Here is a 21,252-nt window from a genome sequence, read left to right as displayed (position 1 = left end):
TCTCGTCAGGGCAGGCCGGCGCCGGGCGTGGTCACCGTGACGGCGTCCAGCCGGGACAGTCGGGTGCCGACCAGGCGCTGCGGATACGCCTCCGTGCTGGACAACAAAAACAACGTCCGGCGTTCGGGGCCGCCGAGCGCGCAGGCGATCGCGACGCGCTCACCCATGTCGATGCGGTCGGTCACGGCGCCACCCTCGATGATCCGCTCGAATTGGTGGGCCAGCGTCATCGAGGCCCACACCGCGCCGTCGGCGTCGAGCGCGATGCCGTCGGGCGGCCCGTCCAGGCCTTCGGCGAAAACGCAGCGGCCGGCCAGCCCGCCGTCGGCGCCGATAGTGAACGAGGTCAGCCGCCGGCCGACCGACTCGGCGACGATCAGTCTCTGCCCGTCCGGCGTGATCACCATTCCGTTTGGAAAGTCGAGGTCTTCGGCGACGACGACGGCGCTGTCGTCCGGATCGAGCCGGATGATGGCGCCGCCGTTAAAGGCCTGGCATCCGATGTACGCGCGGCCCGCGCCGTCGATGACCATGTCGCCGAGGTTGGTCGGTGTCAGTTCGGCGAGATCGGCGATGGTGTCGACGCTTTCACCGTCGTAGCGCAACACCTTGCGGTCTTCGACCGAGACGATCAGGAGCGATCCGTCGGGGCGAAAACCCAGGCCTGACGGGCAGTGCCCGGGCAGCGGCAACGTGGTAAGCGAGCCAGCCATGGTCGAGGTGTGGACCGCCTCGCCCAGCATGTCGGAGAACCACAGCAGTCCCTCGAACCAGCGCGGTCCTTCGCCGAAGCAGAAGCCGTTGGCCAGCGGCTCCGGAATCATCCGCTGCAGCCTTCGACGGCATCCTCCGCTTTACAAAACACCGCCAAAGTGTCATGCACCGCGGGCACCGGTGTCAATCTCGCTGCCGGGCGACTTCCCGCGCGACGGCCTCCAATTCTCCGGATTGGTGACGACGTCGTAGGCGGCCCCCGCGGACCGGGTGAAAGCGGTTAGCCAAGCTTTACAAATCTTGGCCAGAGTGTCACGCTGTGCGATGAGCTGCCAACGAGATGGGGAGCGGATTTGACTACCGAATCTGAGCAGACCGAGTGGACGGTGCAGGGCCTGCTGGACCTGTTCGACGTGCAGGCCGACGGCCAGGACCGGTTCACCGGTGACACCGGCGGTGATGTTGGAGCCGCCGGCGACGAACGTCAAGTGGTGGAAGGCACCCAGGTGCTCGCCCAGGCGATCGTCGCGGTGGCCAAGCGATTTCCGGACAAGTCGGTGCGCTCGGCACACGCGGTGTTCTCCCGCGCCGTGACCGTTGGACCGCCGATCGAGCTTGTCCTCGACGTCGTCGCCGAGGGCCGGTCCACCGCCACCGCGGTGGTCGCGGTGCACCAAAACGGGCGACGCTGCCTGAGTATCACCGTGCTGGCCGACGTGCCGACCGACGACGTCATTCGCCACCACCTGCCGCGGCCCGACGTGGCCGGGCCCGCGGATGCCCACCACTCGCCGATGCCGATGGTCGGCCGGGAACTGCGCCTGGTCGACGTCGTCGACGTGAACAGCCCCGACGAGGTCGGGCCGCCGGAGCTCTACGCCTGGCTGCACTACGAACCCATCCCCACCCGGGACGACCTGGCCAAGGCGTTGCTGGCGTACTTCACCGGCCACCTGGGGATTTCCACCACCATGCGCGCGCATCCCGGCATCGGCACCGCGCAGGCGCACCTGACCGTGTCCACCGCACCGATGAGCATCTCCGTCGCGTTCCACGAGCCGGTGCGCTGGAACGGGTGGCTGCTGTACACCCACGAAAGCACCCAAGTCGGCGCAGGCATGTCGTACGTGCGCGGCACCGTGCATTCCGAGGAGGGGGAGCTGCTGTGCTCCTTCGCGCAGGAGGCGCTGATCCGCCCGTTGCGCACCACCGACACGGCCATCGACTCCCGCGCACGGTTCTAACGGCCGGTCGCTGGCATGCACTTCACCATCACCCACCCGATGCACAGCCACCCGTACAACCGGGAGTTGGTGAGCGGAGATGGCATCGGGAAGGTGGCCGCGGCCACCGAAGCGGCCGGAATTCACGGGTTCGGCTTCACGGATCATCCGGCGCCGTCGCAGCGATGGTTGGAGGCCGGTGGGCATGACGCGTTGGATCCCTTTGTCGCACTGGGCTTCGCGGCTGCCACGACGACCACACTGCGGCTGATTCCCAACATCGTGGTGCTGCCGTATCGAAACCCGTTCGTGGTGGCCAAGTCTGGTGCCACGCTGGACCTGCTCTCCGGCGGCCGGTTCACCCTGGCGGTGGGCGTGGGATACCTCAAGCGAGAGTTCGCCGCGCTGGGGGTCAGCTACGACGAGCGGGCCGAGCTCTTCGAGGAAGCGCTGCAGGTGATCCGGGCGGTCTGGACCGGCGACGACATCGTTTTCGAGGGAAGGCATTTCAGTGCGCGCGGGATCACCGCGCACCCCCGGCCGCTGAGTGACCCGCACCCGCCTATCTGGATCGGTGGCAACACGTCGTCGGCGCGCCAACGGGTGGCGCAATACGGTGACGGCTGGTGCCCATTCCCCGCGCCACCCCAACTGGCCCAGACCGCCGGCACGGCGGTCATCGACTCGCTGGCGCGCCTCACCGACGGCATCGACGACCTGCGCCGCCGGTGCGATGCCGCCGGCAGGGACTGGTCGGCGATCGACATCACCTTCACCAACTTCGAGGGCGGCAGCCCCGCCGACGACGAATTCAACGCCGATGCCTACCTCGACGGCCTGGAGAAGCTGGCGAAACTGGGCGTGACGTGGGTGAGCGTCCATCTCCCCGGCGACAGCATGGCGCACGCACTCGAGACACTCGATCGGTTCCGCACCCTCGTGATCGACGCGGCCTGATGGACTTCTCCCGCGTCGAACTCTCGCCCGAGGACCGGGCCTTCCGCGACGAGACCCGCGCCTTCATCGCGAAGCACGTCACGGACGAAGTGCTCCACCGGCAGCTGGAATTCGGCGAAAACTTCGACGAGCAAGTGCATCTGGCGTTGGGCGAAGCTGGCTACCTCGCATCGGATTGGAAGTTGGAGTCCGAAGGTGGATTCAGCCCGGTTCGTCGGCGCATCTTTCAACTCGAGATCGCCCGCGGGCACACGCCGTGGTACCACTGGGGCACCACGTCCGTCGTCGCTCGGCTGGTGCGGCAATTCGGGGCGCCGGAGCTCGCCGACCGGGTGCTGCCCGGTGTGTTGGCCGGCGAGATTCGGCTGTGTCTGGGCTACACCGAGCCCGAGGGTGGCTCCGACGTCGCCACCTGCAAGACGCGCGCGGTCCGCGATGGTGACGGGTCTAGCTGGATCATCAACGGCTCCAAGATGTTCACGTCGAACGCGCAGAACGCCAGGTATGTCTTTCTGCTCACCAACACCGACCCCCAAGGCCGGAAACACCGCAACCTGACGATGTTCCTGGTACCGCTCGACTCGCCGGGCGTCGAGATCCAGGGGATTCGGACCCTGGACGGTGACCGCACCAACATCGTCTACTACAGCGACGTCCGCGTCGACGACATCTACCGCATCGGTGAAGTGAACGATGGCTGGACGGTGATGCGCGCGGCGCTGGACTCAGAGCACGGCCTGGCGGATCGCGAAGATCATGGCCTGCAATACATTGCGGCGATGTCGGCGCACGGCGACCTGATGGCCGAGGTCATCGACGCCGTCGCCGCCGCCGTCGGTCGACCGGGTCCCGACGGGCGGACGCAGCTGGACGACGACTCGGTGAAATACCGGCTCGGGCGTGACGTGGCCCGGATGGAGGCGGCACTTTCCACGCCCGGGATGCTCGGGCGGGTAGCGATCGCGCAGACCATGCGCGACATCACCCCCGACCTGATGGACATCCTGGGGACCGCTTCGGCGTTGCCCACCGAAACTCCCGGCTCCGCCACCGACGGTGCGGCGGAACACCTTTACCGGCTGGCCCTGCCACTGGGGATCTACGGCGGCACCCTGGAAGTGTTCCGCAACATGATCGCCCAGCACGAGCTAAAGCTGGGACGCCCGAGCTACGGCGGATAGCTTCGGACGTTCGGGTGGGCCAACCCTCCCCGAGGGCGCTACCTTTTCACCGAGCATCGGTCGCAGAGAGGTGGGCCCGCAGTGGTTGTTCTCGTGGCCCTCGGCTCGTTCGTCACCACATTGCTGGGCGGTTATGCCGCGCTGCGTATCGGTTCCTACCGCTATCTGGTGCTCGGGTTGGCGGCCGGGCTGATGCTCGGCGCGGTGGGCTTCGACCTGCTGCCGGAAGCGATGAGCCAGACGCCATGGAGCCTGTTCGGCATACCTGCTCCCTTGGCGGCCTTCGTTCTCGGCTTTCTGGTGCTGCACGTCGTCGAACACACCGTCGGCATCCATCGCGGTCACGGATCGGAGGATGCCGGTGATCCGGACGCGCCCGGCGTCGGGATCCTTGCCGCGTCGGGGCTGATCGGCCACAGCGTCATGGACGGATTCGCCATCGGGGCCGCCTTTCAAGCCGGGGCCGCGGCGGGCGTCGTCGTGGCGGTGGCGGTAATCGGCCACGATTTCGCGGACGGCTTCAACACCTACACCGTCACATCGCTCTATGGAAACGACCGTCGACGGGCATTGGCGCTGCTGGCCGCTGACGCGATCGCACCGGTGGCGGGCGCGGCGCTCACACTGGCCGTGACGATCCCCCATCGCCTGCTCGAGCTGTATCTCGGATTCTTCGCCGGCTTCCTGATGTACCTGGCCAGCGCCGACATCCTGCCGAGGGCGCATGCCGGACATCGCACCCCGGTGACCTTGGCGTGCACCATCGGCGGGGTGCTGTTCATGCTGGCGATCGTCGGGCTGGCCAGTTAGCCGCCCGCGAGCGGCAGCTCGGCCACGACATCCACGCGGGCGAGGTCGAAGCTCAGGAATCCCTTGATGGGCAGGCTTTCCGGCGGGGGGTCGGCGTAGCTCCAAGCGATGTCGTCGACATCACCCGCAGACCAATACGTCGCGAAACCCTTGTAATTGCAGTAGCTCAACGTCTTCGAGCGGCGCAACAGGTCGGTGCGCACGTGCGCCGGATCGACGTAAAGCCGTGGAGCCAAGGATGTTTCGAACACGATCACGGTGTCGTCGGTGTCCACCAGCACCGTGCCGGCGACCGAGACGCGCAAGCGACGCTTGGTGGGGCGGCAGTCGACGCGGTGGTACGGATTGGGCGGGTAGTGCACGAGCTCGCGGCCCTCTTCCAGCCAGGTGTCGACGGCGTCCCAGGGCACGTGCACGAAGCCCGGCGCCTCCGGCTCGGGTTCGCCTGGCAGGTCACCCACCTCGTCGGCCCGGAAGACATAGCTCAGCGGCTGCCCCCGCCGGTGCACCAGCAGCGCCCCTTCGGTGTCGAGCACCACACGCCCGTCCTGGATGGCTTGCACGCGGCGCGGATGAGGCTCGATGAAGACGACCTCGGCGGGCAGCGGGGGCGAGAAACGCCCGGCCGGATCACTGCTGAGCGGACCACGTCCGGCTACCAGGCTCATGCAGTGAGGCTAGACCTTTGCCCATCGGGATCATGCGGGGCTCAGTGGTCCGCATCGAGCAGCGCCGCGTACTCGCGTTCGAGCACCTTGGCAGCGCCGCTGTCCCAGCGCTCGGCCAGCGACCTTGACAGCGGATCGGGGAAGATTTCGTCGTCGTTGTTCTCCACTCCGTCGAAGATGGCGCGCGCCACCGATTGCGGTGAGGCCTTCGGTATGTCGAGGCCGCGGGTCATCTCGGTATCCACCGGCCCGGTCAGCACGGCATGCACCCGAACCCCCTGCCCGGCCAACATGGCACGAAGCGACTGCGTCATGGAGAACGCGGCAGCCTTGGAGACGGAGTAGGCCGGGATGAGTGGTAAGGGGGCCAACGCGTTCACCGACAGATTGTTGACAATCGATCCTCCGGAACGGACCAACAAAGGCAGGAAGGTCTGGATGACGGCGTAGGTGCCGAAAAGGTTGACCGCAAGATGCCGCTCAAGCGCGGAGGGGTCGCTCAAGTCATCGTAAAGAGCAAGCCCGGCATTGTTGATGACGATATCGAGAGAGTCGACCCGCTCGACCGCCGCCTCGAGGTCAGCCTTGTCGGTTATGTCCAGGGTCAACGGCGTCACGCGTGAATCGCCGTTGTCCGCCAAGGCCTTTCGGGTACCCACCCACACCCGTCCCGCGCCTCTGTTCAACGCTTCCACGGTCAGCGCGTGCCCGATGCCACGATTGCCACCGGTGATCAGAATCGCCTTTCCCGAGATTGTCGCCACGACGACCATCTCCCTTCTCGTTCGGAGTACCCGGCAGGCCCACGCCCGAGGGTCCGCCGCGGCGAGCCGTCGCGGCCCGCATGTATTCCGATGCACCGGGGCGCGCGAAATCATCGGCCCGCAGCTCAGGGGCCGGTGCCCCTGCGTACCATCCGGTTGACGGAAGGCAGGGACCAACCCATGGCGGGACCGATGGAGGGCGTCAAGGTCGTCGAGCTCGGGGTCTGGGTGGCCGGACCGGCCACCGGCGGCATCCTGGCCGATTGGGGCGCCGACGTCGTCAAGATCGAACCGCCGAGCGGCGACCCCGGGCGCATGTTCGGCAAGATGCTGGGCTGCGACCTCGGGGTCAACCCGCCCTTCGAGATGGACAACCGCTCCAAGCGCAGCGTCGTGCTCGACCTCACGGACGAGGCGGGCCGCGAATCCGCGTTCGAATTGCTCACCGGCGCCGACGTTTTCGTGACCAATGTGCGCCCCGGCGCGCTGCAACGCCTGGGGCTCGACTTCGAATCGGTGTCCGCCCGCAACCCGAGCCTGGTGTACGGGCTGATCACCGGATACGGCGAGACCGGACCCGACGCGGACCGGGCCGCCTACGACGTGGCCGCCTTCTGGTCGCGCGCAGGAGTGGCGCATCTGCTCACCCGGCCCGGCGATACGCCACCGTTCCAGCGTGGTGGGATGGGCGATCATTCGGCCGGCATGACGCTGGCGGCGGCCATCTGTGCGGCGCTGGTTGCCCGCGCCCGTACCGGGACCGGTCAACTGGTGAGCACATCGCTGTATCGGCAGGGTGCCTACACCGTGAGCTTCGATCTCAACACCTACCTGCTCACCGGCCAACCGATCGCAATCGGGCAGCGGGAATCGATGGGCAATCCCTGCATGAACAACTACGCCACCGCCGATGGGCGGCGATTCTGGATCGTCGGACTCGAAGGCGACCGGCACTGGCCCCCGCTGTGTCGTGCCGTCGGCCACCCGGAGTGGTTGTCCGATCCGCGGTTCGGCGACGCATACGCCCGCTTCGTCAACTCGGCGGAGCTGATCGGCGAGCTGGATGCCATCTTTGCAACCCGCACCCTCGAGGAGTGGGCGCAGGCCTTCGCGGCCGAACCCGATTTCTTCTGGTCACCGGTGAACAGCCTCGAAGACGTAGTCGCCGACGAGCAGTTTCACGCCGCGGGCGGCATTGTTGACGTGCCCGATGGCGAATCCAGCGTCCCGATGGTGGCCACACCCGCCGATTTCCACGGCACACCTTGGGCACCGCGTTCTGCGGCACCGGAACTCGGGCAGCACACCGAGGAAGTGCTCGCCGAACTCAAGGCGCGCCGCGGCTTGTGACCACCGGTCGCACCTTTACAAATATGTCCTCAAGTGTCACGCTGTCCGGTAAGTCGCCTCAGGCGGCCCCAGCCCAGAACAAGCGTTGCGGTAACGCCGATGCACGTGCGGCGGTGAGGAACGGATTGAATGGTCACGTCAACGTTCGACATCAGGGAAGGCAGCCGGGTCCGCGCCGCCCGGGCGAGCCGTGCCGACCGGGAATGTCTGCGCTATCGGCTCGACGTCATTGCGGTGAGCGCCCTGGACGTCGTCGAATCGGCCGGAGGTTGGCTCTACGACCGGGCGATGGCCGGCTGGCAGGTGACGGTGCTGCTGCCGAATGACGGCGACGCCCGCTCGCTGCGGATCCTCGGCCTGCAGGCGCGCGATCTCGAGGAGTGGCTCACCGCGACGGGCCCCGGCTCGACGAGCGAGAGCCTGGCGGTGAGCGCCGAGGCGTTCACCGCGGATGCGCGCGTGCGCGACAAGGTGCTCGCGTCGCTCGACGACCGGTTGACCGAAGTCGCGTTGTGGGGCCAGGCGCCTTCCGGGTGGCCCCTGCGCGTGGACCGCGAGGTGGCCAGGGCGCAGTACTCGCTCAGTGCGGCCGCGCGAAGGTTCAAGGGCCACGCGCTGGCGGCAGCCGGAAGTGACTGCCCCGCAGTCTATTCCACGGAAACATTGTTCTGCGATTTGGCGACCTGTGGGCGCGACGACTCGGGGCTGATCCGGCTCGACCGATGAAGAAGTACTACCGCCACACGCTGCTCTACCTGCACGAGACCATTTCGCTCGGCTCCGGGCGAAGCGACCGCTTCACCGAGGTGTTCGCCGACACCTACCGGCCCATGATGGAAGAGATCGGCGCCCGGCTGTTCGCGATCTGGGAGACCACGCCCTACAACGGCCACTGGCCGCAGGTGACGGTCATCTGGGAGATCGACGGGTTCGCCGACTATGCGCGGATCGGGGCCGCCCAGGCCCGCGGCGGCAGTCACGAGGCCGCGGCCGGCAAATGGTCCGCCTTTCTGGCCGACATCGGCGCCACGGGGGAGGGCCGAATCATGTACCCCGGCCCCAGCAACAGGACTCTTGCCCAGCTGCGGGAAGCCAATTTCGCTGCGCCGCTGGTGATCCAGGAGATCATGCAAACCAAGCCGGGGCGTCAAGACGACTACATCCGCGAACTGGAGCGGCTCTACGTCCCATGGTCGGAACGCACCGGCAAGCGCTGGCTGGGCTCGTTCACCACGACCTTCCGCTACAACGAGGTCATCCACTACTGGGCACTGGACGGCGGCTGGGAATGCTTCGCCAACCATTACCCTTCGTGGAAGGAGAGCCCGCCCGCCGAGATCGTCACCTGGATGAGCGTGGCGCCCGCCCTGCGCGACGGCTGGGAGGATTCGATCCTGCAGGCCCTACCGCCCTCGCCGCTGCAGTGATGCGGCAGCAAGAGGCCGTGCACTTCGCCTACGACCCCTTCGACGCGCAGGTGATGGCGAATCCGCTGCCGTACTACCGAATCCTGCGTGACCACCATCCCGTCTACTACATGCCGCAGTGGGACACCTACGCGCTGTCCCGCTTCGAGGACATCTGGCAGGTGCTGGAGGTCAACGACGGCACGTTCGTCGCGTCGGAAGGGACGCTGCCGGCGGCGGCCGTCCTGGCCAAGCACAACACCGGCCCGGTCGACGACCCGCCCCTGCACCCCCTGCCGTTCCACGCGGTGTTCGACACGGATCTGTACGCGGAGATCCGGCGCGCGCATTCCCAGCCGCTGCGCCCCAGGGCGGTCACCGGCTGGGAGGCCAGAATCCGCGAGCTGGCCAACGAACGCCTCGATGAGCTGCTGCCCCGCGGTTCGTTCGACCTGACCCAGGACTACGGCGGCATCGTCGTGGCATCCGTCGTATGCGAATTGCTGGGCATTTCAACCGATCTCGCGCCCGAGGTGCTCGCCGCGGTCAACGCCGGCAGTCTGGCCGAGCCCGGCGTCGGGGTGGACACCGCCGAAGCGCGGCCCAACTATTTCCAATACCTGCTACCGGTGGTTCAGCGCCGCCGCGCCGACCGGTCCGGGGGGCCGCTTGCGGTCGTGGACGGCCTGCTCGGCTACCGCCTGCCCGACGGCAGCCCGCTCGACGACCTGGAAGTCGCGACCCAGATGCTCTGCATCTTCATCGGAGGCACCGAGACGGTGCCCAAGATCGTCGCCCACGGACTATGGGAGCTCAACCAGCGACCCGACCAGCTCGCCGCGGTGCGCGCCGACCCCGGCAACAACGTGCCGATCACGCGGGAGGAGATGATCCGGTTCTGTGCGCCGGCGCAATGGTTCGCCCGAACCGCGCGGAAGCCCTTCACCATTCACGGCGAGACCATCCGGCCCGGACAGCGCGTCATCACCCTGCTCGCCTCGGCCAACCGCGACGAGCGGGAATACCCCGAACCCGACGAATTCGTCTGGGACAGGCCCATCCGCCGGTCCCTGGCCTTCGGCCGCGGTCAACATTTCTGCATCGGCTACCACCTAGCCAGGCTGGAAGTCGATGTGCTGCTGGGGGAATGGCTGCGCCGGGTGCCCGACTACGCGATCCAGGCCGAGGCCGCCAAGCGGCTGCCCTCCAGCTTTCAATGGGGATGGAACAACATCCCGGTGGAGGTATGACGTGTGGTCCTACCGGATCGTCGCCCCCTACCTGTTCGAGCGGACAACGATCCCAGAGAAGACGCCCGAGTGCCTCGCCGACGCCGAGGTCCTGCTGCGGTTCACGGCCGCCGGCGTGTGCGGCAGCGATCTGCCCGCCTTTCGCGGTGCCCGCGGGCGCATTCCGGGCGACGACGGGACCAGCGCGGCCGAAAAGGACGGCTTCCCGATCCACGAAGTCGCCGGCGAGGTGATCGCCAGCCGGCACCCCGAGCACCGTCCCGGCGACCTCGTGGTCGGCTGGGCATCCGGGTTCGACGGCATGATGGAACGCGTGGTCAGCAACGGCTACGGCCTGGCGCCGTACGACTCGGCGCTGACCCCGGCGCAGGCGGTCGGCCTGCAACCGCTGGCGTGCGTCCTCTACGCCTGCGAGCAGCTGCCGGACCTCGCCGGCAGGCATGTGGCGATCATCGGCCAGGGCTCCATCGGCCTGCTGTTCTCCTATGTGGCCAAGGCGGCCGGCGCCCGGCGCGTCACCGGGGTCGATCCCGTCGACCGGTCAAGCGTGGCAACCGCATTCGGCGTCGACGACCCGGTGCGCGCCACCAGTGACCGGTGGGTGAGCCAACTCGCCGCCGGCGACCGCGCCGACATCGTAATCGAGGCCGTCGGTCACCAGGTCGCCACGCTGGCCCACGCCATCGACGCGACCGCGCCCGGCGGCACCGTCTTCTACTTCGGCGTCGCCGACGACGACGCCTATCCCATCAACATGCGCGCCATGCTGCGCAACAACCTGACGCTGAAATCCGGTGTGACACTGGATCGGCGGCGGATGCTCGAGCTCGCGGGCAAGTACGCCGCCGAACACCCCGAGCTCCTCGCCACCTACCTCACCCACACGTTCGGCATCGACGACGTCCAGGGCGCCTTCGAGTTGGCCGACCGCCCGGTTCCCGAGCGCATCAAGATCGCGATCGCGGAATGACCGACAACTCGCAGAGCGCGTTGCAGCGGGCACTGAACCGCGGCGGCCCGATATGGGGCGGCTGGATCACCGGGCCGACGCTGCTCGGCCCGGAGGAATTCGCCGGTGCCGGTTACGACTACGTGGGTTTCGACGCCCAGCACGGCTACCTCGACGACGCCGACATCGCCGGGATGCTGCGCCGGACCGAACACCTGCCGATCGGCACCCTGGTGCGGCTGCCCAACGCCGACGCGGCCCCGATCGGGCGCGTGCTGGACGCCGGCGCCGACGCCGTCGTCATCGCGATGATCGAGTCGGCGGACCAGGCCGCCGCGGCGGTGGCCGCCACCCGCTACCAGCCCGCGGGCATCCGCAGCTTCGGCCCGTTGCGCGCCGGCCTTGGCCGTGACACCGCCGCGCTGGAATCCCGGGTCAGCGTGTTCGCGATGATCGAGACGGCCGCGGCGCTGGCCGGCCTGGACGACATCTGCGCCGTCGACGGGCTCGCCGGCCTCTACGTCGGCCCCGCCGATCTGGCGCTCTCGTTGGGCGTGGGCGTGGTTGGCGCGACGAAGGATCCGGCCGTCCTCGATGCCATCGTGCGAATCCACCGAGCGGCCACCGGCGCCGGATTGGTGACCGGCATTCACGCCGGGGACGGCACGACGGGCCGCGCCATGGCGAAGCTGGGGCTTTCGATGATCACCCTGACTGCCGAATCGCACGCGCTGCGCCGGGGAGCCGCGGAGCACCTGCGCGAGGCGACCGAACCATGAGCGACGATCAGACCGCGATCCGCGAGTTGATCGCCGATTACGCCCTCACACTCGACGCGGGTGACGTGGACGGGTGCGTGGCGCTGTTCACCCCGGACGCCGAATTCCTGGTCTACGGGCGGACCTTCGCCGGGCACGACGGCATCGGGCGGATGTTCCGGGATGCCCCGCGGGGGCTGCACCTGACCGGGGTCTCCCGGATTCACATCGACGACGACACCGCGACGGCCCGGTCGCAGGTGCTGTTCGTCCGGGCGGGTGACCTGCACCTGCGCCCCGCCCTGTACGACGACCAACTGGTCCGCAGCGACGGGCGTTGGCGTTTCCGGCGTCGGAGGTGCCAATTCGTCACCAGCCACGGCCTGTCCGACAGCCCCGAGGTCACGTCATCATGAATCAACGCGTCGCACTGGTGACCGGCGCCGCCGGCGGCCAGGGTTGGGCGATCGCCAAACGGCTACGCGTGGAAGGCTATTCGGTGGCCGCCTGTGATCGGCGAGCCCACGAGCTGACCGCCTTGGTCGATGAATTGGGCGATGACGGGGTGATCGCGATCGAGCTCGACGTCACCTCCGAATCGCTGTGGGAGTCGGCCGTGCGCACCGTGATCGGCAGGTTCGGGGCGCTGACCACGCTGGTCAACAACGCCGGCGTGCTGCACCGTGCCTCGTTGGCCGACGAGACCGCCGGCGGGTTCGAGAATTCCTGGCGGGTCAATTGTTTCGGCGCTTTCCTGGGCATTCAGGCGACGCTGGAGCACCTGCGTGCGGCGCAGCAGGCCGCCATCGTCAACATCTGCAGCACCGGAGCCATCCGCCCCTTCCCGCATCACGCCGCATATAGCTCGGCGAAGTGGGCGCTTCGCGGCCTGACCCAGAACGCCGCCGCCGAACTCGCGCCCTTCGGCATCCGGGTCAACGCCGTGTTCCCCGGACCGATCGCCACCCCGATGCTCGATGACGCCACGCAACTGCGACTCGCCGCGTCGTCGGCCTTCGGGCGGATCGGACAACCGCGCGAGATCGCCGACGCCGTCGCGTTCCTGGTCTCCGGCGAGGCGTCGTTCATCACCGGTTCCGAACTGGTCGTCGACGGTGGCCAATGCGTGCAGATCCGATGACCGAATTCGACGGAGCACTGGACGCGACGGGCGCGGGACCTTCGGCTCTACTCTGAGCGCCCGGGCCATCGGCAGAATGTGCTGCCATGAAGATCACCGGCCTCGAGGTGGCGCCGTTCGAGACGTTCGTCGATCGAATCTCGTTCGGCCAGCTGATGACCGACTATCGCGTGGTGCAGACCGTGACCAAGGTGCTCACCGACGAGGGGATCGAGGGCTACTACTTCGGCGGTCACTTCCATGGCGACCAGGACGGCCTGCTCCCCGGGGATCAGGCGCTGATCACCCGATTCCTCAGCCCGCTGCTCGCCGGCCAGGACCCGTTCGACAGGGCGGAGATCTGGCGCCAACTGTGGGCCGCGAAGCTCCCCGAAAACGTCTGCAGTGTAATCGATCTGGCCCTGTGGGATCTGGCCGGCCGGGTTACCGGGTTGCCGGTGCACAAACTGCTCGGCGGGGCGCGGGACCGGGTGAAGGCCTATGCCAGCAGTTTCAACAATCTCGGATCGCCCGACGACTACGCTGCCCACGCCGTCGATTGCAAGCGTCAGGGCTACGGCGCCTACAAGATTCACCCCTACCACTACTGGAATCCCGCAACAGGCCAGTTCGCCCTGCCGCGGCCGTCCTACGTCGACTGGGACATCCGGGTGTGCCGCGAGGTTCGGGCAGCGGTGGGCGACGAGATGGTGCTGATGTTCGACCCCTGGGGCACCTACCACACCCACGAGGACGCGCTGCGGGTCGGCCGCGAGCTGCAGCGGCTGGGTTTCTACTGGTACGAGCACCCGATGCCGGAGTACCGGGTTGAGGCCTACCGGCGACTCGGCGACGAACTCGACATCCCGATCTGCTCTCCCGAGATCGCCGAGGGCGGCATCTACACCCGGGCGGATTGGATCCTGCGCCATGCCTCCGACATCAGCCGCATCGACGTGCTGCGCGGAGGCATTACCGGCGTGATGAAGCTGGCGGGGATGTGCGAGGCGGTCGGCATGCGGTGCGAGCTGCATATGAGCGGCTTCGGCAACCTGCAGGTGCTCGGCGCCACCAGCGAAGACGTCTGCGAGTACTACGAGCGCGGCCTGCTCGGGCCAGGCGCTCGCTACGACGCCGCGCCGCCGTATCTGAACTCGCCCTGCGATCCGCTCACCCCGGACGGGTTCGTCGAGATACCGTCGGCTCCCGGGCTGGGCTACGAAATCCGTTGGGAATACATCGAAGAGCACCGCCTTCCGGACGCGGCGGTGGAACCCGTCGCGCCCCTGCACCCGAGGTAGCGGCTAGTCGAACCTGATGAGCTGCCGCACGGCGGTACCGTCGGCCAGCTTGTCCATCGCCTCGTTGATCTCATCCAACCGGATCGACGACGACACCAGTGATTCCACCGGCAGCCGGCCCGCTTGCCAGAGTGCGACGAACCGCGGGATGTCGCGGCTGGGCACCGCCGAACCCAGGTAACTGCCGATCAGCGACCGCCCCTCGGCCACAAAACCTAACGGGGACACGGTGATTCGCGCATCCGGCGGCGGCAGTCCGACGGTGATGGTGCGGCCACCCGGCGCGGTCAGCGCGATGGCCGTCTCGAGTGCGGCGGGATGACCGACGGCCTCGACAACCACAGCGGCCTTCACCCGAGCGTCGGCAGCCTGCTGCGGCGTGTACGCCTCGTGCGCGCCCAGGGCGCGGGCGGTGGTCAGCTTGTCGGGTAATTGGTCGACGGCGACGACGCGCACGCCGTCATAGGTGAGCGCGGTGAGCACCGCCGCCATGCCGACACCGCCCAGGCCTACAACGGCGACTGCCTGGCCCGGCTGCGGATTGCCGACGTTGAGCACGGCGCCCCCACCCGTCAGCACGGCGCACCCCAGCAGCGCGGCGACTTCGGGCGGCACGTCCGGCGGCACCGGCACCACACTGGCCCGGTTGACCACCGCATGCGTCGCAAATCCGGATACCCCGAGGTGGTGATACACCCGGTGACCGGCGTGGTGGAGCCGGATGTCGCCGTCCAGCAGGGTCCCCGCGGCGTTGGCCGCGCTGCCCGGCTCGCAGGGGGTCAGGCCCTGGGTCGCGCAGGCCGCGCAATGACCGCACCGCGGCAGGAACACCAGCACCACCCGCTGGCCGATGGCGAGGTCGGACACGCCGTCACCAACCCGCTCGACGATTCCGGCCGCCTCGTGACCGAGCAGCATCGGCACCGGCCGCACCCGGTTGCCGTCGACCACCGACAGGTCGGAGTGGCACACCCCGGCCGCCTCGATGCGGATCATCAGCTCGTCGCTGCCCGGCGGGTCCAGGTCCAGATCGACAACCCGAATCGGCCGGGAATCGGCGTACGGGCGAGCGAGACCGACCCGGTCCAGCACGGCCCCCCGAATCTGAACCATGCTGGAATACAACCATGGCTTCGGAACCCCCGGCCTCGCCGGCTCCGGTGGTACCGCCGGCACCGGACGGGCTCACCAGTGACGACTTCCCCGTGCTGTGGCCGGTCGGAACCCGGTGGGCCGACAACGACATGTTCGGCCACCTCAACAACGCGGTGTACTACCAGTTGTTCGACACCGCCATCAACGCCTGGATCAACACCAGCACCGGGCTGGACCCGCTCACCACCCCCGCGCTGGGCATCGTCGCCGAGTCGGGCTGCCGGTACTACTCGGAACTGCATTTCCCCGAAGACCTCGCGGTGGGCCTGGCGGTGACCCGGCTGGGCCGCAGCAGCGTCACGTACCGGCTCGGCGTGTTCCGGGCGGCGCACGCAGAGCAGGCGCAGCCCATCACCGCGCTCGGCCATTGGGTGCACGTCTACGTCGACCGGTCCACTCGCAAGCCGATCGAGATCCCCGACCCCGTCCGCTCGTTGCTGTCGTCGGCGCGCGTGGACCGATAAGCCTGAGATCGCCCGCGGGGCCGGGGCTTTCGTGCGAAACCGCCGGCCCGGCCGCACTGCCGGAGCGCGTCGCCCACCCGGCTATGCTTCGCCAATGCCCGTGATGAGCAAGACCGTCGAGGTCAGCGCCGACGCGGCCTTGATCATGGCGATCGTCGCCGACTTCGAGGCCTACCCGCAGTGGAACGAGGAGATCAAGGGTCTCTGGGTGCTCGCGCGATACGACGACGGGCGCCCCAGCCAGCTGCGGCTCGACACCGACTACCAGGGCATGCAGAGCATGTTCATCCAGGCCGTGTACTACCCCGGGGAAAACCAGATCCAGACCGTGCTGCAGCAGGGTGACCTGTTCACCAAACAGGAACAGCTGTTCAGCGTCGTGGCGATGGGGGCGTCGAGCCTGCTGACCGTGGACCTCGACGTCGAAACCTCGATGCCGGTCCCGGCGCCGATGGTGAAGCAGCTCCTCAACAACGTGCTGGACCACCTTGCCGAAAGCCTCAAGCGCCGCGCCGAGCAGTTGGCCGCGGGCTAGGCGCGGGCGAGGCAGGTCAGTCGAAGATTCCCGTGCGGTCCCGCATCTCGTTCAGCCGGGCGGCCGCGTCCGTGAATTGCCACACGGTGTGTTCGATCACCGCGGCGGCATCGCGCCGGCGCAGCGCCGCGATCAGCTGGCGGTGGTTCTCGACGGCGGCCGCACCCCACTGCTGATCGGCGGCATACATCAGCACCGGCATGTAGCGCGCGGCGTTGAGCAGGAACCAGGCCAGCTTGATCCGCCCGCTCGCCTGATTGAAGACCCGATGGAACGCGAACTCGATGCCCGCGATGGTCTCGGCATCGCTGGAGCCGACGGCCGCGGCGAGCGCCTCATTGATGCGCTCCAGCTCGTTGATCTCCGCGTCGGTGATGTGGTCGGTGGCCGCGGCCGCCAGCTCCTTGGCGATGGTGGCCTGCAGCCAGAAGATGTCCTCGACGTCCTGGCGCGTGAGCGGGAGCACGACGTGACCGCGGTGCGGCTCGAGCTGCACCATGCCCTCGCCGCGCAGCTTCAGCAGGGCTTCGCGCACCGGCGTGACGCTGACGCCGAGCTCGGCCGCGGTCTCATCGAGGCGGATGAACGTTCCCGGCCGCAAGGCCCCGGACATGATCGCCGCCCGCAGGTGGCCCGCGACCTCGTCGGACAATTGCGCCCGGCGCAGTGGCCGTCGGCGCCTCAGTCGCGTGGATATCGGTGCGTTCACGGGGGCTGCCAGGGCTTTCGGGGCGTCGTGGAGGTTGGTTTGAAACTTTTGTCGGGGCTTGTCAGCAGGGCTTTAAGGCCATAATGTGACCCAGACAACACCATGTTTTATCAAATATCAACCTGGCGCAAGCGGTGCGGGAGTGAGGGAAGGGTTGGGGTTGACCGCGCAATTAGCGAGCCATCTGGCGCAGGGAACCGAGCAGCCGTATCTGGCCCGGCGGCAGAACTGGGTGAATCAGCTCGAACGGCATGCCCTGATGCAGCCGGGCGCGACGGCGCTGCGGTTTCTTGGCAAGACCGTGACGTGGGGCGAACTGCGGAGCCGCGTCGGGGCGCTGGCCGATGCGTTGAGCCGTCGGGGAGTCGGCTTCGGCGATCGGGTCATGGTGTTGATGCTCAATCGGACCGAATTCGTCGAGTCGGTGCTGGCTGTCAACATGCTCGGCGGGATTGCCGTTCCGCTGAACTTCCGGCTCACCGCCGCCGAGATCGCGTTCCTGGTGCAGGATTGCGAAGCCCGCGTGATGATCACCGAATCGGTGCTCGCCCCGGTCGCCACCGGGGTTCGCGAGGTCGAGCCCCTGCTGGACACTATCGTCGTGGCCGGTGGCGCGGGCGACGACAGCGTGCTCGGCTATGAAGACCTGATCAACGAGCCCGGCGGGCCCGCGAACATGCCCGACATCCCGAACGATTCGCCGGCGTTGATCATGTACACCTCGGGCACCACCGGCCGCCCGAAGGGCGCCGTGCTGACCCACACCAACCTGACCGGCCAGACCATGACGGGCCTCTACACCAACGGCGTCGACCTCAACAGCGACGTCGGCTTCGTCGGCGTCCCGTTCTTCCACATCGCCGGCATCGGCAACATGCTGACCGGGATGCTGCTCGGCACCCCCACGGTGATCTACCCGCTCGGCGCCTTCGAGCCGGGGCAATTGCTCGACGTGTTGGCCGAGGAGAAGGTCACCGGCCTCTTCCTGGTGCCCGCCCAGTGGCAGGCGGTCTGCGCCGAGCAGCGAGCGCGGCCCCGCGACCTGAGGCTGCGGGTGATGTCGTGGGGGGCGGCGCCCGCCCCCGACGCGCTGCTGCGCGAGATGTCGGCGACGTTCCCCGGAACCCAGATCCTGGCAGCCTTCGGCCAGACCGAGATGTCGCCGGTCACCTGCATGCTGCTGGGCGAAGACGCGATCCGCAAACGTGGATCGGTCGGCAAGGTGATCCCGACCGTGGCCGCACGTGTGGTCGACGAAAACATGAACGACGTACCGGTCGGTGAGGTTGGTGAAATCGTTTATCGCGCACCGACTTTGATGAGCGGCTACTGGAACAACCCGGAGGCCACCGCGGAGGCGTTCGCGGGCGGTTGGTTCCATTCCGGCGACCTGGTCCGGATGGACGCCGACGGCTACGTCTGGGTGGTGGACCGCAAGAAGGACATGATCATCTCCGGCGGCGAGAACATCTACTGCGCCGAGGTGGAGAACGTGCTGGCCAGCCACCCCAGCATCGTCGAAGTGGCGGTCATCGGGCGTTCCCATGACAAGTGGGGCGAGGTGCCGATCGCGGTTGCGGCGGTGGCCGGCGAGCAGCTGCTGCTCGACGAGTTGGCCGAATTCCTGGCCGAGCGGCTCGCGCGGTACAAGCATCCCAAGGCGCTCGAGATTGTGGACGCGCTGCCGCGCAACCCCGCCGGCAAGGTGCTCAAGACTGAGCTGCGGATCCGTTACGGCACCGCAAATATCGACGAAAATCGCTCTACCACAGAAGGTTTCACTGCCAGAGAGGAAAGCTGACGGAAACTGTAACGTTTGCCCGCTGTTGACGAAGGGTTAATTGTGCAGATGCAGTTCACACGTGCATGGCCATCGGGTACATTCCTGTGGTCTCCGTTACTACTTGCCAGTAGGGAGCCCATGGTCACACACGTTGGGTCGCGGCAAGGTGGGGGCACCCCCGGCCGCATAGCGGCGAGGGGGCGAATCGTGTTACACGATCCGCCGCGGCGCCCTGAGGCTCGCGGTATCGGCTGGAGGGGGCAGCGGTGACTTCAACGTCGACGAGTCGACAGGGCCCCTACCTGGTCGGCTACGTACGCGACCAACTGCAGACACCGTTGACGCTCATCGGGGGGTTCTTCCGGATGTGCGTCCTCACCGGACGGGCACTGTTCCGCTGGCCCTTCCAGTGGCGCGAGTTCGTCCTGCAGTGCTGGTTCATCATGCGAGTCGCGTTCCTGCCGACCATCATGGTGTCGATCCCGCTGACCGTGCTGCTGATCTTCACGCTCAACGTGCTGCTGGCCCAGTTCGGAGCCGCCGACCTGTCCGGTGCCGGTGCGGCGATCGGTGCCGTCACCCAGCTCGGGCCGCTCACCACGGTGCTGGTGGTGGCCGGCGCCGGCTCGACGGCGATCTGCGCGGACCTCGGTGCCCGCACCATCCGCGAGGAGATCGACGCGATGGAGGTGCTCGGCATCGACCCCATCCACCGCCTGGTGGTTCCCCGCGTGATCGCCGCGACGCTGGTCGCCACTCTGCTCAACGGCCTGGTGATCACTGTCGGCCTGGTCGGCGGCTACCTGTTCGGTGTCTACCTGCAAAACGTCTCCGGGGGCGCCTACCTCGCCACCCTCACCACGATCACCGGCCTGCCCGAGGTGGTCATCGCGACCGTCAAGGCCGCCATGTTCGGCCTCATCGCCGGACTGGTCGGCTGCTACCGCGGGTTGACCGTGCGGGGCGGCTCCAAGGGCCTGGGCACCGCGGTGAACGAGACCGTCGTGCTCTGCGTCGTCGCCCTGTACGCGGTCAACGTGGTGCTGACGACCATCGGCGTGCGATTCGGGACGGGCCACTGAGATGTCAACCTCTGCCGTATTGCGCGCCCGCTTCCCCCGGGCAGCCGAAAACCTCAACCGCTACGGCGGTGCCGCGGCCCGCGGCCTGGACGACATCGGCCAGATGGCCTGGTTCGGTGCGGAGGCCATCGCGCACATCCCGCACGCACTGCGCAACTACCGCAAGGAAACGTTGCGGCTGATCGCCCAGATCGGCATGGGCACCGGCGCCATGGCCGTCATCGGCGGCACCGTCGCGATCGTCGGCTTCGTGACCCTCTCCGGTAGCTCCCTGGTCGCGATTCAGGGCTTCGCCTCGCTGGGCAACATCGGGGTCGAGGCATTCACCGGCTTCTTCGCCGCACTGATCAACGTGCGCATCGCCGCCCCGGTCGTCACCGGCATCGCGATGGCGGCCACCGTCGGCGCGGGCGCGACCGCCGAGTTGGGCGCCATGCGCATCAGCGAAGAAATCGACGCCCTGGAAGTCATGGGCATCAAGTCGATCTCGTTCCTGGCGACCACCCGGATCATGGCCGGTCTGGTCGTCATCATCCCGCTCTATGCGCTGGCCATGATCATGTCGTTCCTGTCCCCGCAGATCACCACGACGGTGCTGTACGGTCAGTCGAACGGCACCTACGAGCACTACTTCCGGACATTCCTGCGTCCCGACGACGTGTTCTGGTCATTCCTCGAGGCCATCATCATCACGGCGGTCGTGATGATCACCCACTGCTTCTACGGATACAACGCCGGCGGTGGACCCGTCGGCGTAGGGGAGGCCGTCGGCCGATCGATGCGTTTCTCGCTGGTATCGGTGCAGGTCGTCGTTCTGGCAGCAGCGTTGGCGCTCTATGGTGTCAACCCCAACTTCGCACTCACGGTGTAGCCGCCATGACATCACCAGTGAAGGTCAACGCCCAACGGAAGCCGCCGTACAAGCTGGCCGGCATCGCGTCGTTGATCATCGCCTTGGTGGCCGGGGCCCTGGTCTACGGGCAGTTCCGGGGGGACTTCACGCCGAAGACGAAGTTGACGATGCTGGCGTCGCGGGCCGGGCTGGTGATGGATCCGGGCTCGAAGGTCACCTA

Annotated in this window: 23 protein-coding genes and 1 pseudogene; 19 read left to right on the top strand and 5 right to left on the bottom strand. The window is 67.7% G+C overall.

Annotated features, from left to right (window positions below; all coding sequences use genetic code 11):
* Positions 1 to 5: 5 nt before the first annotated feature.
* Entirely contained in the window at positions 6 to 824 is an 819-nt protein-coding gene (locus A5750_RS08545) for an SMP-30/gluconolactonase/LRE family protein (RefSeq protein ID WP_066949433.1), read from the bottom strand.
* 243 nt (positions 825 to 1,067) lie between these two features.
* On the opposite strand from A5750_RS08545, the gene A5750_RS08540 reads away from it, so the two are divergent.
* The 4 genes from A5750_RS08540 to A5750_RS08525 all read left to right on the top strand — a co-directional run bounded on the left by A5750_RS08540 (position 1,068) and on the right by A5750_RS08525 (position 4,885).
* A complete protein-coding gene (locus A5750_RS08540; RefSeq protein WP_197505385.1) occupies positions 1,068 to 1,958 on the top strand; it encodes an acyl-CoA thioesterase II in 891 nt (296 codons plus the stop codon).
* 15 nt (positions 1,959 to 1,973) lie between these two features.
* Positions 1,974 to 2,894, top strand: coding sequence for an LLM class F420-dependent oxidoreductase (locus A5750_RS08535; RefSeq protein ID WP_066949439.1), 921 nt, complete (start codon positions 1,974 to 1,976; stop codon positions 2,892 to 2,894).
* Entirely contained in the window at positions 2,894 to 4,075 is a 1,182-nt protein-coding gene (locus A5750_RS08530; protein WP_067262036.1) for an acyl-CoA dehydrogenase family protein, read from the top strand. The genes A5750_RS08535 and A5750_RS08530 overlap by 1 nt, the downstream gene beginning before the upstream one ends.
* Positions 4,076 to 4,156: 81 nt before the next feature.
* Positions 4,157 to 4,885: a ZIP family metal transporter gene (locus A5750_RS08525; protein ID WP_067262034.1), complete on the top strand. Its 729-nt coding sequence runs from the start codon at positions 4,157 to 4,159 to the stop codon at positions 4,883 to 4,885.
* On the opposite strand, the gene A5750_RS08520 is transcribed toward A5750_RS08525, so the two are convergent.
* Entirely contained in the window at positions 4,882 to 5,553 is a 672-nt protein-coding gene (locus A5750_RS08520; protein WP_066949448.1) for a DUF427 domain-containing protein, read from the bottom strand. The genes A5750_RS08525 and A5750_RS08520 overlap by 4 nt on opposite strands.
* A gap of 41 nt (positions 5,554 to 5,594) precedes the next feature.
* Entirely contained in the window at positions 5,595 to 6,326 is a 732-nt protein-coding gene (locus tag A5750_RS08515) for an SDR family NAD(P)-dependent oxidoreductase (protein WP_067262032.1), read from the bottom strand.
* Positions 6,327 to 6,497: 171 nt separating this feature from the next.
* On the opposite strand from A5750_RS08515, the gene A5750_RS08510 reads away from it, so the two are divergent.
* The 9 genes from A5750_RS08510 to A5750_RS08470 all read left to right on the top strand — a co-directional run bounded on the left by A5750_RS08510 (position 6,498) and on the right by A5750_RS08470 (position 14,451).
* A complete protein-coding gene (locus A5750_RS08510; protein ID WP_067262030.1) occupies positions 6,498 to 7,667 on the top strand; it encodes a CaiB/BaiF CoA-transferase family protein in 1,170 nt (389 codons plus the stop codon).
* Positions 7,668 to 7,796: 129 nt separating this feature from the next.
* Complete coding sequence (locus tag A5750_RS08505) at positions 7,797 to 8,393, top strand: hypothetical protein (RefSeq protein ID WP_067262028.1); 597 nt, start codon at positions 7,797 to 7,799, stop codon at positions 8,391 to 8,393.
* Positions 8,390 to 9,094, top strand: coding sequence for an NIPSNAP family protein (locus tag A5750_RS08500; RefSeq protein ID WP_067262026.1), 705 nt, complete (start codon positions 8,390 to 8,392; stop codon positions 9,092 to 9,094). The genes A5750_RS08505 and A5750_RS08500 overlap by 4 nt, the downstream gene beginning before the upstream one ends.
* 17 nt (positions 9,095 to 9,111) lie before the next feature.
* Positions 9,112 to 10,323, top strand: coding sequence for a cytochrome P450 (locus A5750_RS08495; protein WP_197505388.1), 1,212 nt, complete (start codon positions 9,112 to 9,114; stop codon positions 10,321 to 10,323).
* 1 nt (position 10,324) lies between these two features.
* Positions 10,325 to 11,293 carry a zinc-binding dehydrogenase gene (locus A5750_RS08490; protein WP_067262022.1) on the top strand — a complete coding sequence of 323 codons (969 nt, stop codon included), beginning with the start codon at positions 10,325 to 10,327 and terminating at the stop codon, positions 11,291 to 11,293.
* On the top strand, positions 11,290 to 12,051 hold the full coding sequence (locus A5750_RS08485; protein ID WP_066949468.1) for an HpcH/HpaI aldolase/citrate lyase family protein: 762 nt from the start codon (positions 11,290 to 11,292) through the stop codon (positions 12,049 to 12,051). Before A5750_RS08490 ends, A5750_RS08485 begins: the two co-directional genes overlap by 4 nt.
* Entirely contained in the window at positions 12,048 to 12,446 is a 399-nt protein-coding gene (locus tag A5750_RS08480; protein WP_067262020.1) for a nuclear transport factor 2 family protein, read from the top strand. Before A5750_RS08485 ends, A5750_RS08480 begins: the two co-directional genes overlap by 4 nt.
* Positions 12,443 to 13,171: an SDR family NAD(P)-dependent oxidoreductase gene (locus A5750_RS08475; protein WP_067262018.1), complete on the top strand. Its 729-nt coding sequence runs from the start codon at positions 12,443 to 12,445 to the stop codon at positions 13,169 to 13,171. The genes A5750_RS08480 and A5750_RS08475 overlap by 4 nt, the downstream gene beginning before the upstream one ends.
* An 86-nt stretch (positions 13,172 to 13,257) precedes the next feature.
* On the top strand, positions 13,258 to 14,451 hold the full coding sequence (locus A5750_RS08470; RefSeq protein WP_067262016.1) for an enolase C-terminal domain-like protein: 1,194 nt from the start codon (positions 13,258 to 13,260) through the stop codon (positions 14,449 to 14,451).
* 3 nt (positions 14,452 to 14,454) lie between these two features.
* On the opposite strand, the gene A5750_RS08465 is transcribed toward A5750_RS08470, so the two are convergent.
* Positions 14,455 to 15,564 carry an alcohol dehydrogenase catalytic domain-containing protein gene (locus A5750_RS08465; RefSeq protein WP_067262136.1) on the bottom strand — a complete coding sequence of 370 codons (1,110 nt, stop codon included), beginning with the start codon at positions 15,562 to 15,564 and terminating at the stop codon, positions 14,455 to 14,457.
* A gap of 14 nt (positions 15,565 to 15,578) precedes the next feature.
* On the opposite strand from A5750_RS08465, the gene A5750_RS08460 reads away from it, so the two are divergent.
* Both A5750_RS08460 and A5750_RS08455 read left to right on the top strand, forming a co-directional pair.
* Positions 15,579 to 16,070, top strand: coding sequence for a thioesterase family protein (locus A5750_RS08460; protein WP_067262014.1), 492 nt, complete (start codon positions 15,579 to 15,581; stop codon positions 16,068 to 16,070).
* A gap of 94 nt (positions 16,071 to 16,164) precedes the next feature.
* A complete protein-coding gene (locus A5750_RS08455; RefSeq protein WP_066949484.1) occupies positions 16,165 to 16,605 on the top strand; it encodes an SRPBCC family protein in 441 nt (146 codons plus the stop codon).
* Positions 16,606 to 16,621: 16 nt separating this feature from the next.
* Here the strand turns inward: A5750_RS08455 and A5750_RS08450 are convergent, their stop codons facing one another.
* Entirely contained in the window at positions 16,622 to 17,314 is a 693-nt protein-coding gene (locus tag A5750_RS08450) for a GntR family transcriptional regulator (protein ID WP_082948261.1), read from the bottom strand.
* Between the two features lie 160 nt (positions 17,315 to 17,474).
* Here A5750_RS08450 and fadD5 point away from each other — a divergent pair, with 160 nt between their 5' ends.
* The 4 genes and pseudogenes from fadD5 to A5750_RS08430 all read left to right on the top strand — a co-directional run.
* Positions 17,475 to 19,115, top strand: a complete 1,641-nt coding sequence (fadD5, locus tag A5750_RS08445; protein WP_067262133.1) for a fatty-acid--CoA ligase FadD5 — start codon at positions 17,475 to 17,477, stop codon at positions 19,113 to 19,115.
* Between the two features lie 248 nt (positions 19,116 to 19,363).
* Positions 19,364 to 20,179 (top strand): ABC transporter permease, encoded by an 816-nt coding sequence (locus tag A5750_RS08440; protein ID WP_066949488.1) that lies wholly within the window; start codon positions 19,364 to 19,366, stop codon positions 20,177 to 20,179.
* Between the two features lies 1 nt (position 20,180).
* Positions 20,181 to 21,050, top strand: coding sequence for an ABC transporter permease (locus tag A5750_RS08435; protein ID WP_066949491.1), 870 nt, complete (start codon positions 20,181 to 20,183; stop codon positions 21,048 to 21,050).
* Positions 21,051 to 21,055: 5 nt separating this feature from the next.
* Positions 21,056 to 21,252 (top strand): annotated as a pseudogene (locus A5750_RS08430) (MCE-family protein MCE1A); the annotation flags it as partial.

The organism is Mycobacterium sp. 852002-51613_SCH5001154 (assembly GCF_001667425.1).
In the GTDB taxonomy this organism is placed as follows: domain Bacteria; phylum Actinomycetota; class Actinomycetes; order Mycobacteriales; family Mycobacteriaceae; genus Mycobacterium.
The sequence above is the reverse complement of the archived record's forward strand: the minus strand, read 5'-3'. Positions and strand labels throughout refer to the sequence as shown.

Excerpts from the sequence above, each read along its gene's own strand:
- A5750_RS08455 (WP_066949484.1), top strand. The coding sequence starts at position 16,165 with ATGCCCGTGATGAGCAAGACCGTCGAGGTCAGCGCCGACGCGGCCTTG.
- A5750_RS08500 (WP_067262026.1), top strand. The coding sequence starts at position 8,390 with ATGAAGAAGTACTACCGCCACACGCTGCTCTACCTGCACGAGACCATT.
- A5750_RS08545 (WP_066949433.1), bottom strand. The coding sequence starts at position 824 with ATGATTCCGGAGCCGCTGGCCAACGGCTTCTGCTTCGGCGAAGGACCG.
- A5750_RS08475 (WP_067262018.1), top strand. The coding sequence starts at position 12,443 with ATGAATCAACGCGTCGCACTGGTGACCGGCGCCGCCGGCGGCCAGGGT.
- A5750_RS08510 (WP_067262030.1), top strand. The coding sequence starts at position 6,498 with ATGGCGGGACCGATGGAGGGCGTCAAGGTCGTCGAGCTCGGGGTCTGG.
- A5750_RS08485 (WP_066949468.1), top strand. The coding sequence starts at position 11,290 with ATGACCGACAACTCGCAGAGCGCGTTGCAGCGGGCACTGAACCGCGGC.
- A5750_RS08480 (WP_067262020.1), top strand. The coding sequence starts at position 12,048 with ATGAGCGACGATCAGACCGCGATCCGCGAGTTGATCGCCGATTACGCC.
- A5750_RS08535 (WP_066949439.1), top strand. The coding sequence starts at position 1,974 with ATGCACTTCACCATCACCCACCCGATGCACAGCCACCCGTACAACCGG.
- A5750_RS08530 (WP_067262036.1), top strand. The coding sequence starts at position 2,894 with ATGGACTTCTCCCGCGTCGAACTCTCGCCCGAGGACCGGGCCTTCCGC.
- A5750_RS08470 (WP_067262016.1), top strand. The coding sequence starts at position 13,258 with ATGAAGATCACCGGCCTCGAGGTGGCGCCGTTCGAGACGTTCGTCGAT.
- A5750_RS08520 (WP_066949448.1), bottom strand. The coding sequence starts at position 5,553 with ATGAGCCTGGTAGCCGGACGTGGTCCGCTCAGCAGTGATCCGGCCGGG.
- A5750_RS08515 (WP_067262032.1), bottom strand. The coding sequence starts at position 6,326 with ATGGTCGTCGTGGCGACAATCTCGGGAAAGGCGATTCTGATCACCGGT.
- A5750_RS08465 (WP_067262136.1), bottom strand. The coding sequence starts at position 15,564 with ATGGTTCAGATTCGGGGGGCCGTGCTGGACCGGGTCGGTCTCGCTCGC.
- A5750_RS08505 (WP_067262028.1), top strand. The coding sequence starts at position 7,797 with ATGGTCACGTCAACGTTCGACATCAGGGAAGGCAGCCGGGTCCGCGCC.
- A5750_RS08435 (WP_066949491.1), top strand. The coding sequence starts at position 20,181 with ATGTCAACCTCTGCCGTATTGCGCGCCCGCTTCCCCCGGGCAGCCGAA.
- A5750_RS08460 (WP_067262014.1), top strand. The coding sequence starts at position 15,579 with ATGGCTTCGGAACCCCCGGCCTCGCCGGCTCCGGTGGTACCGCCGGCA.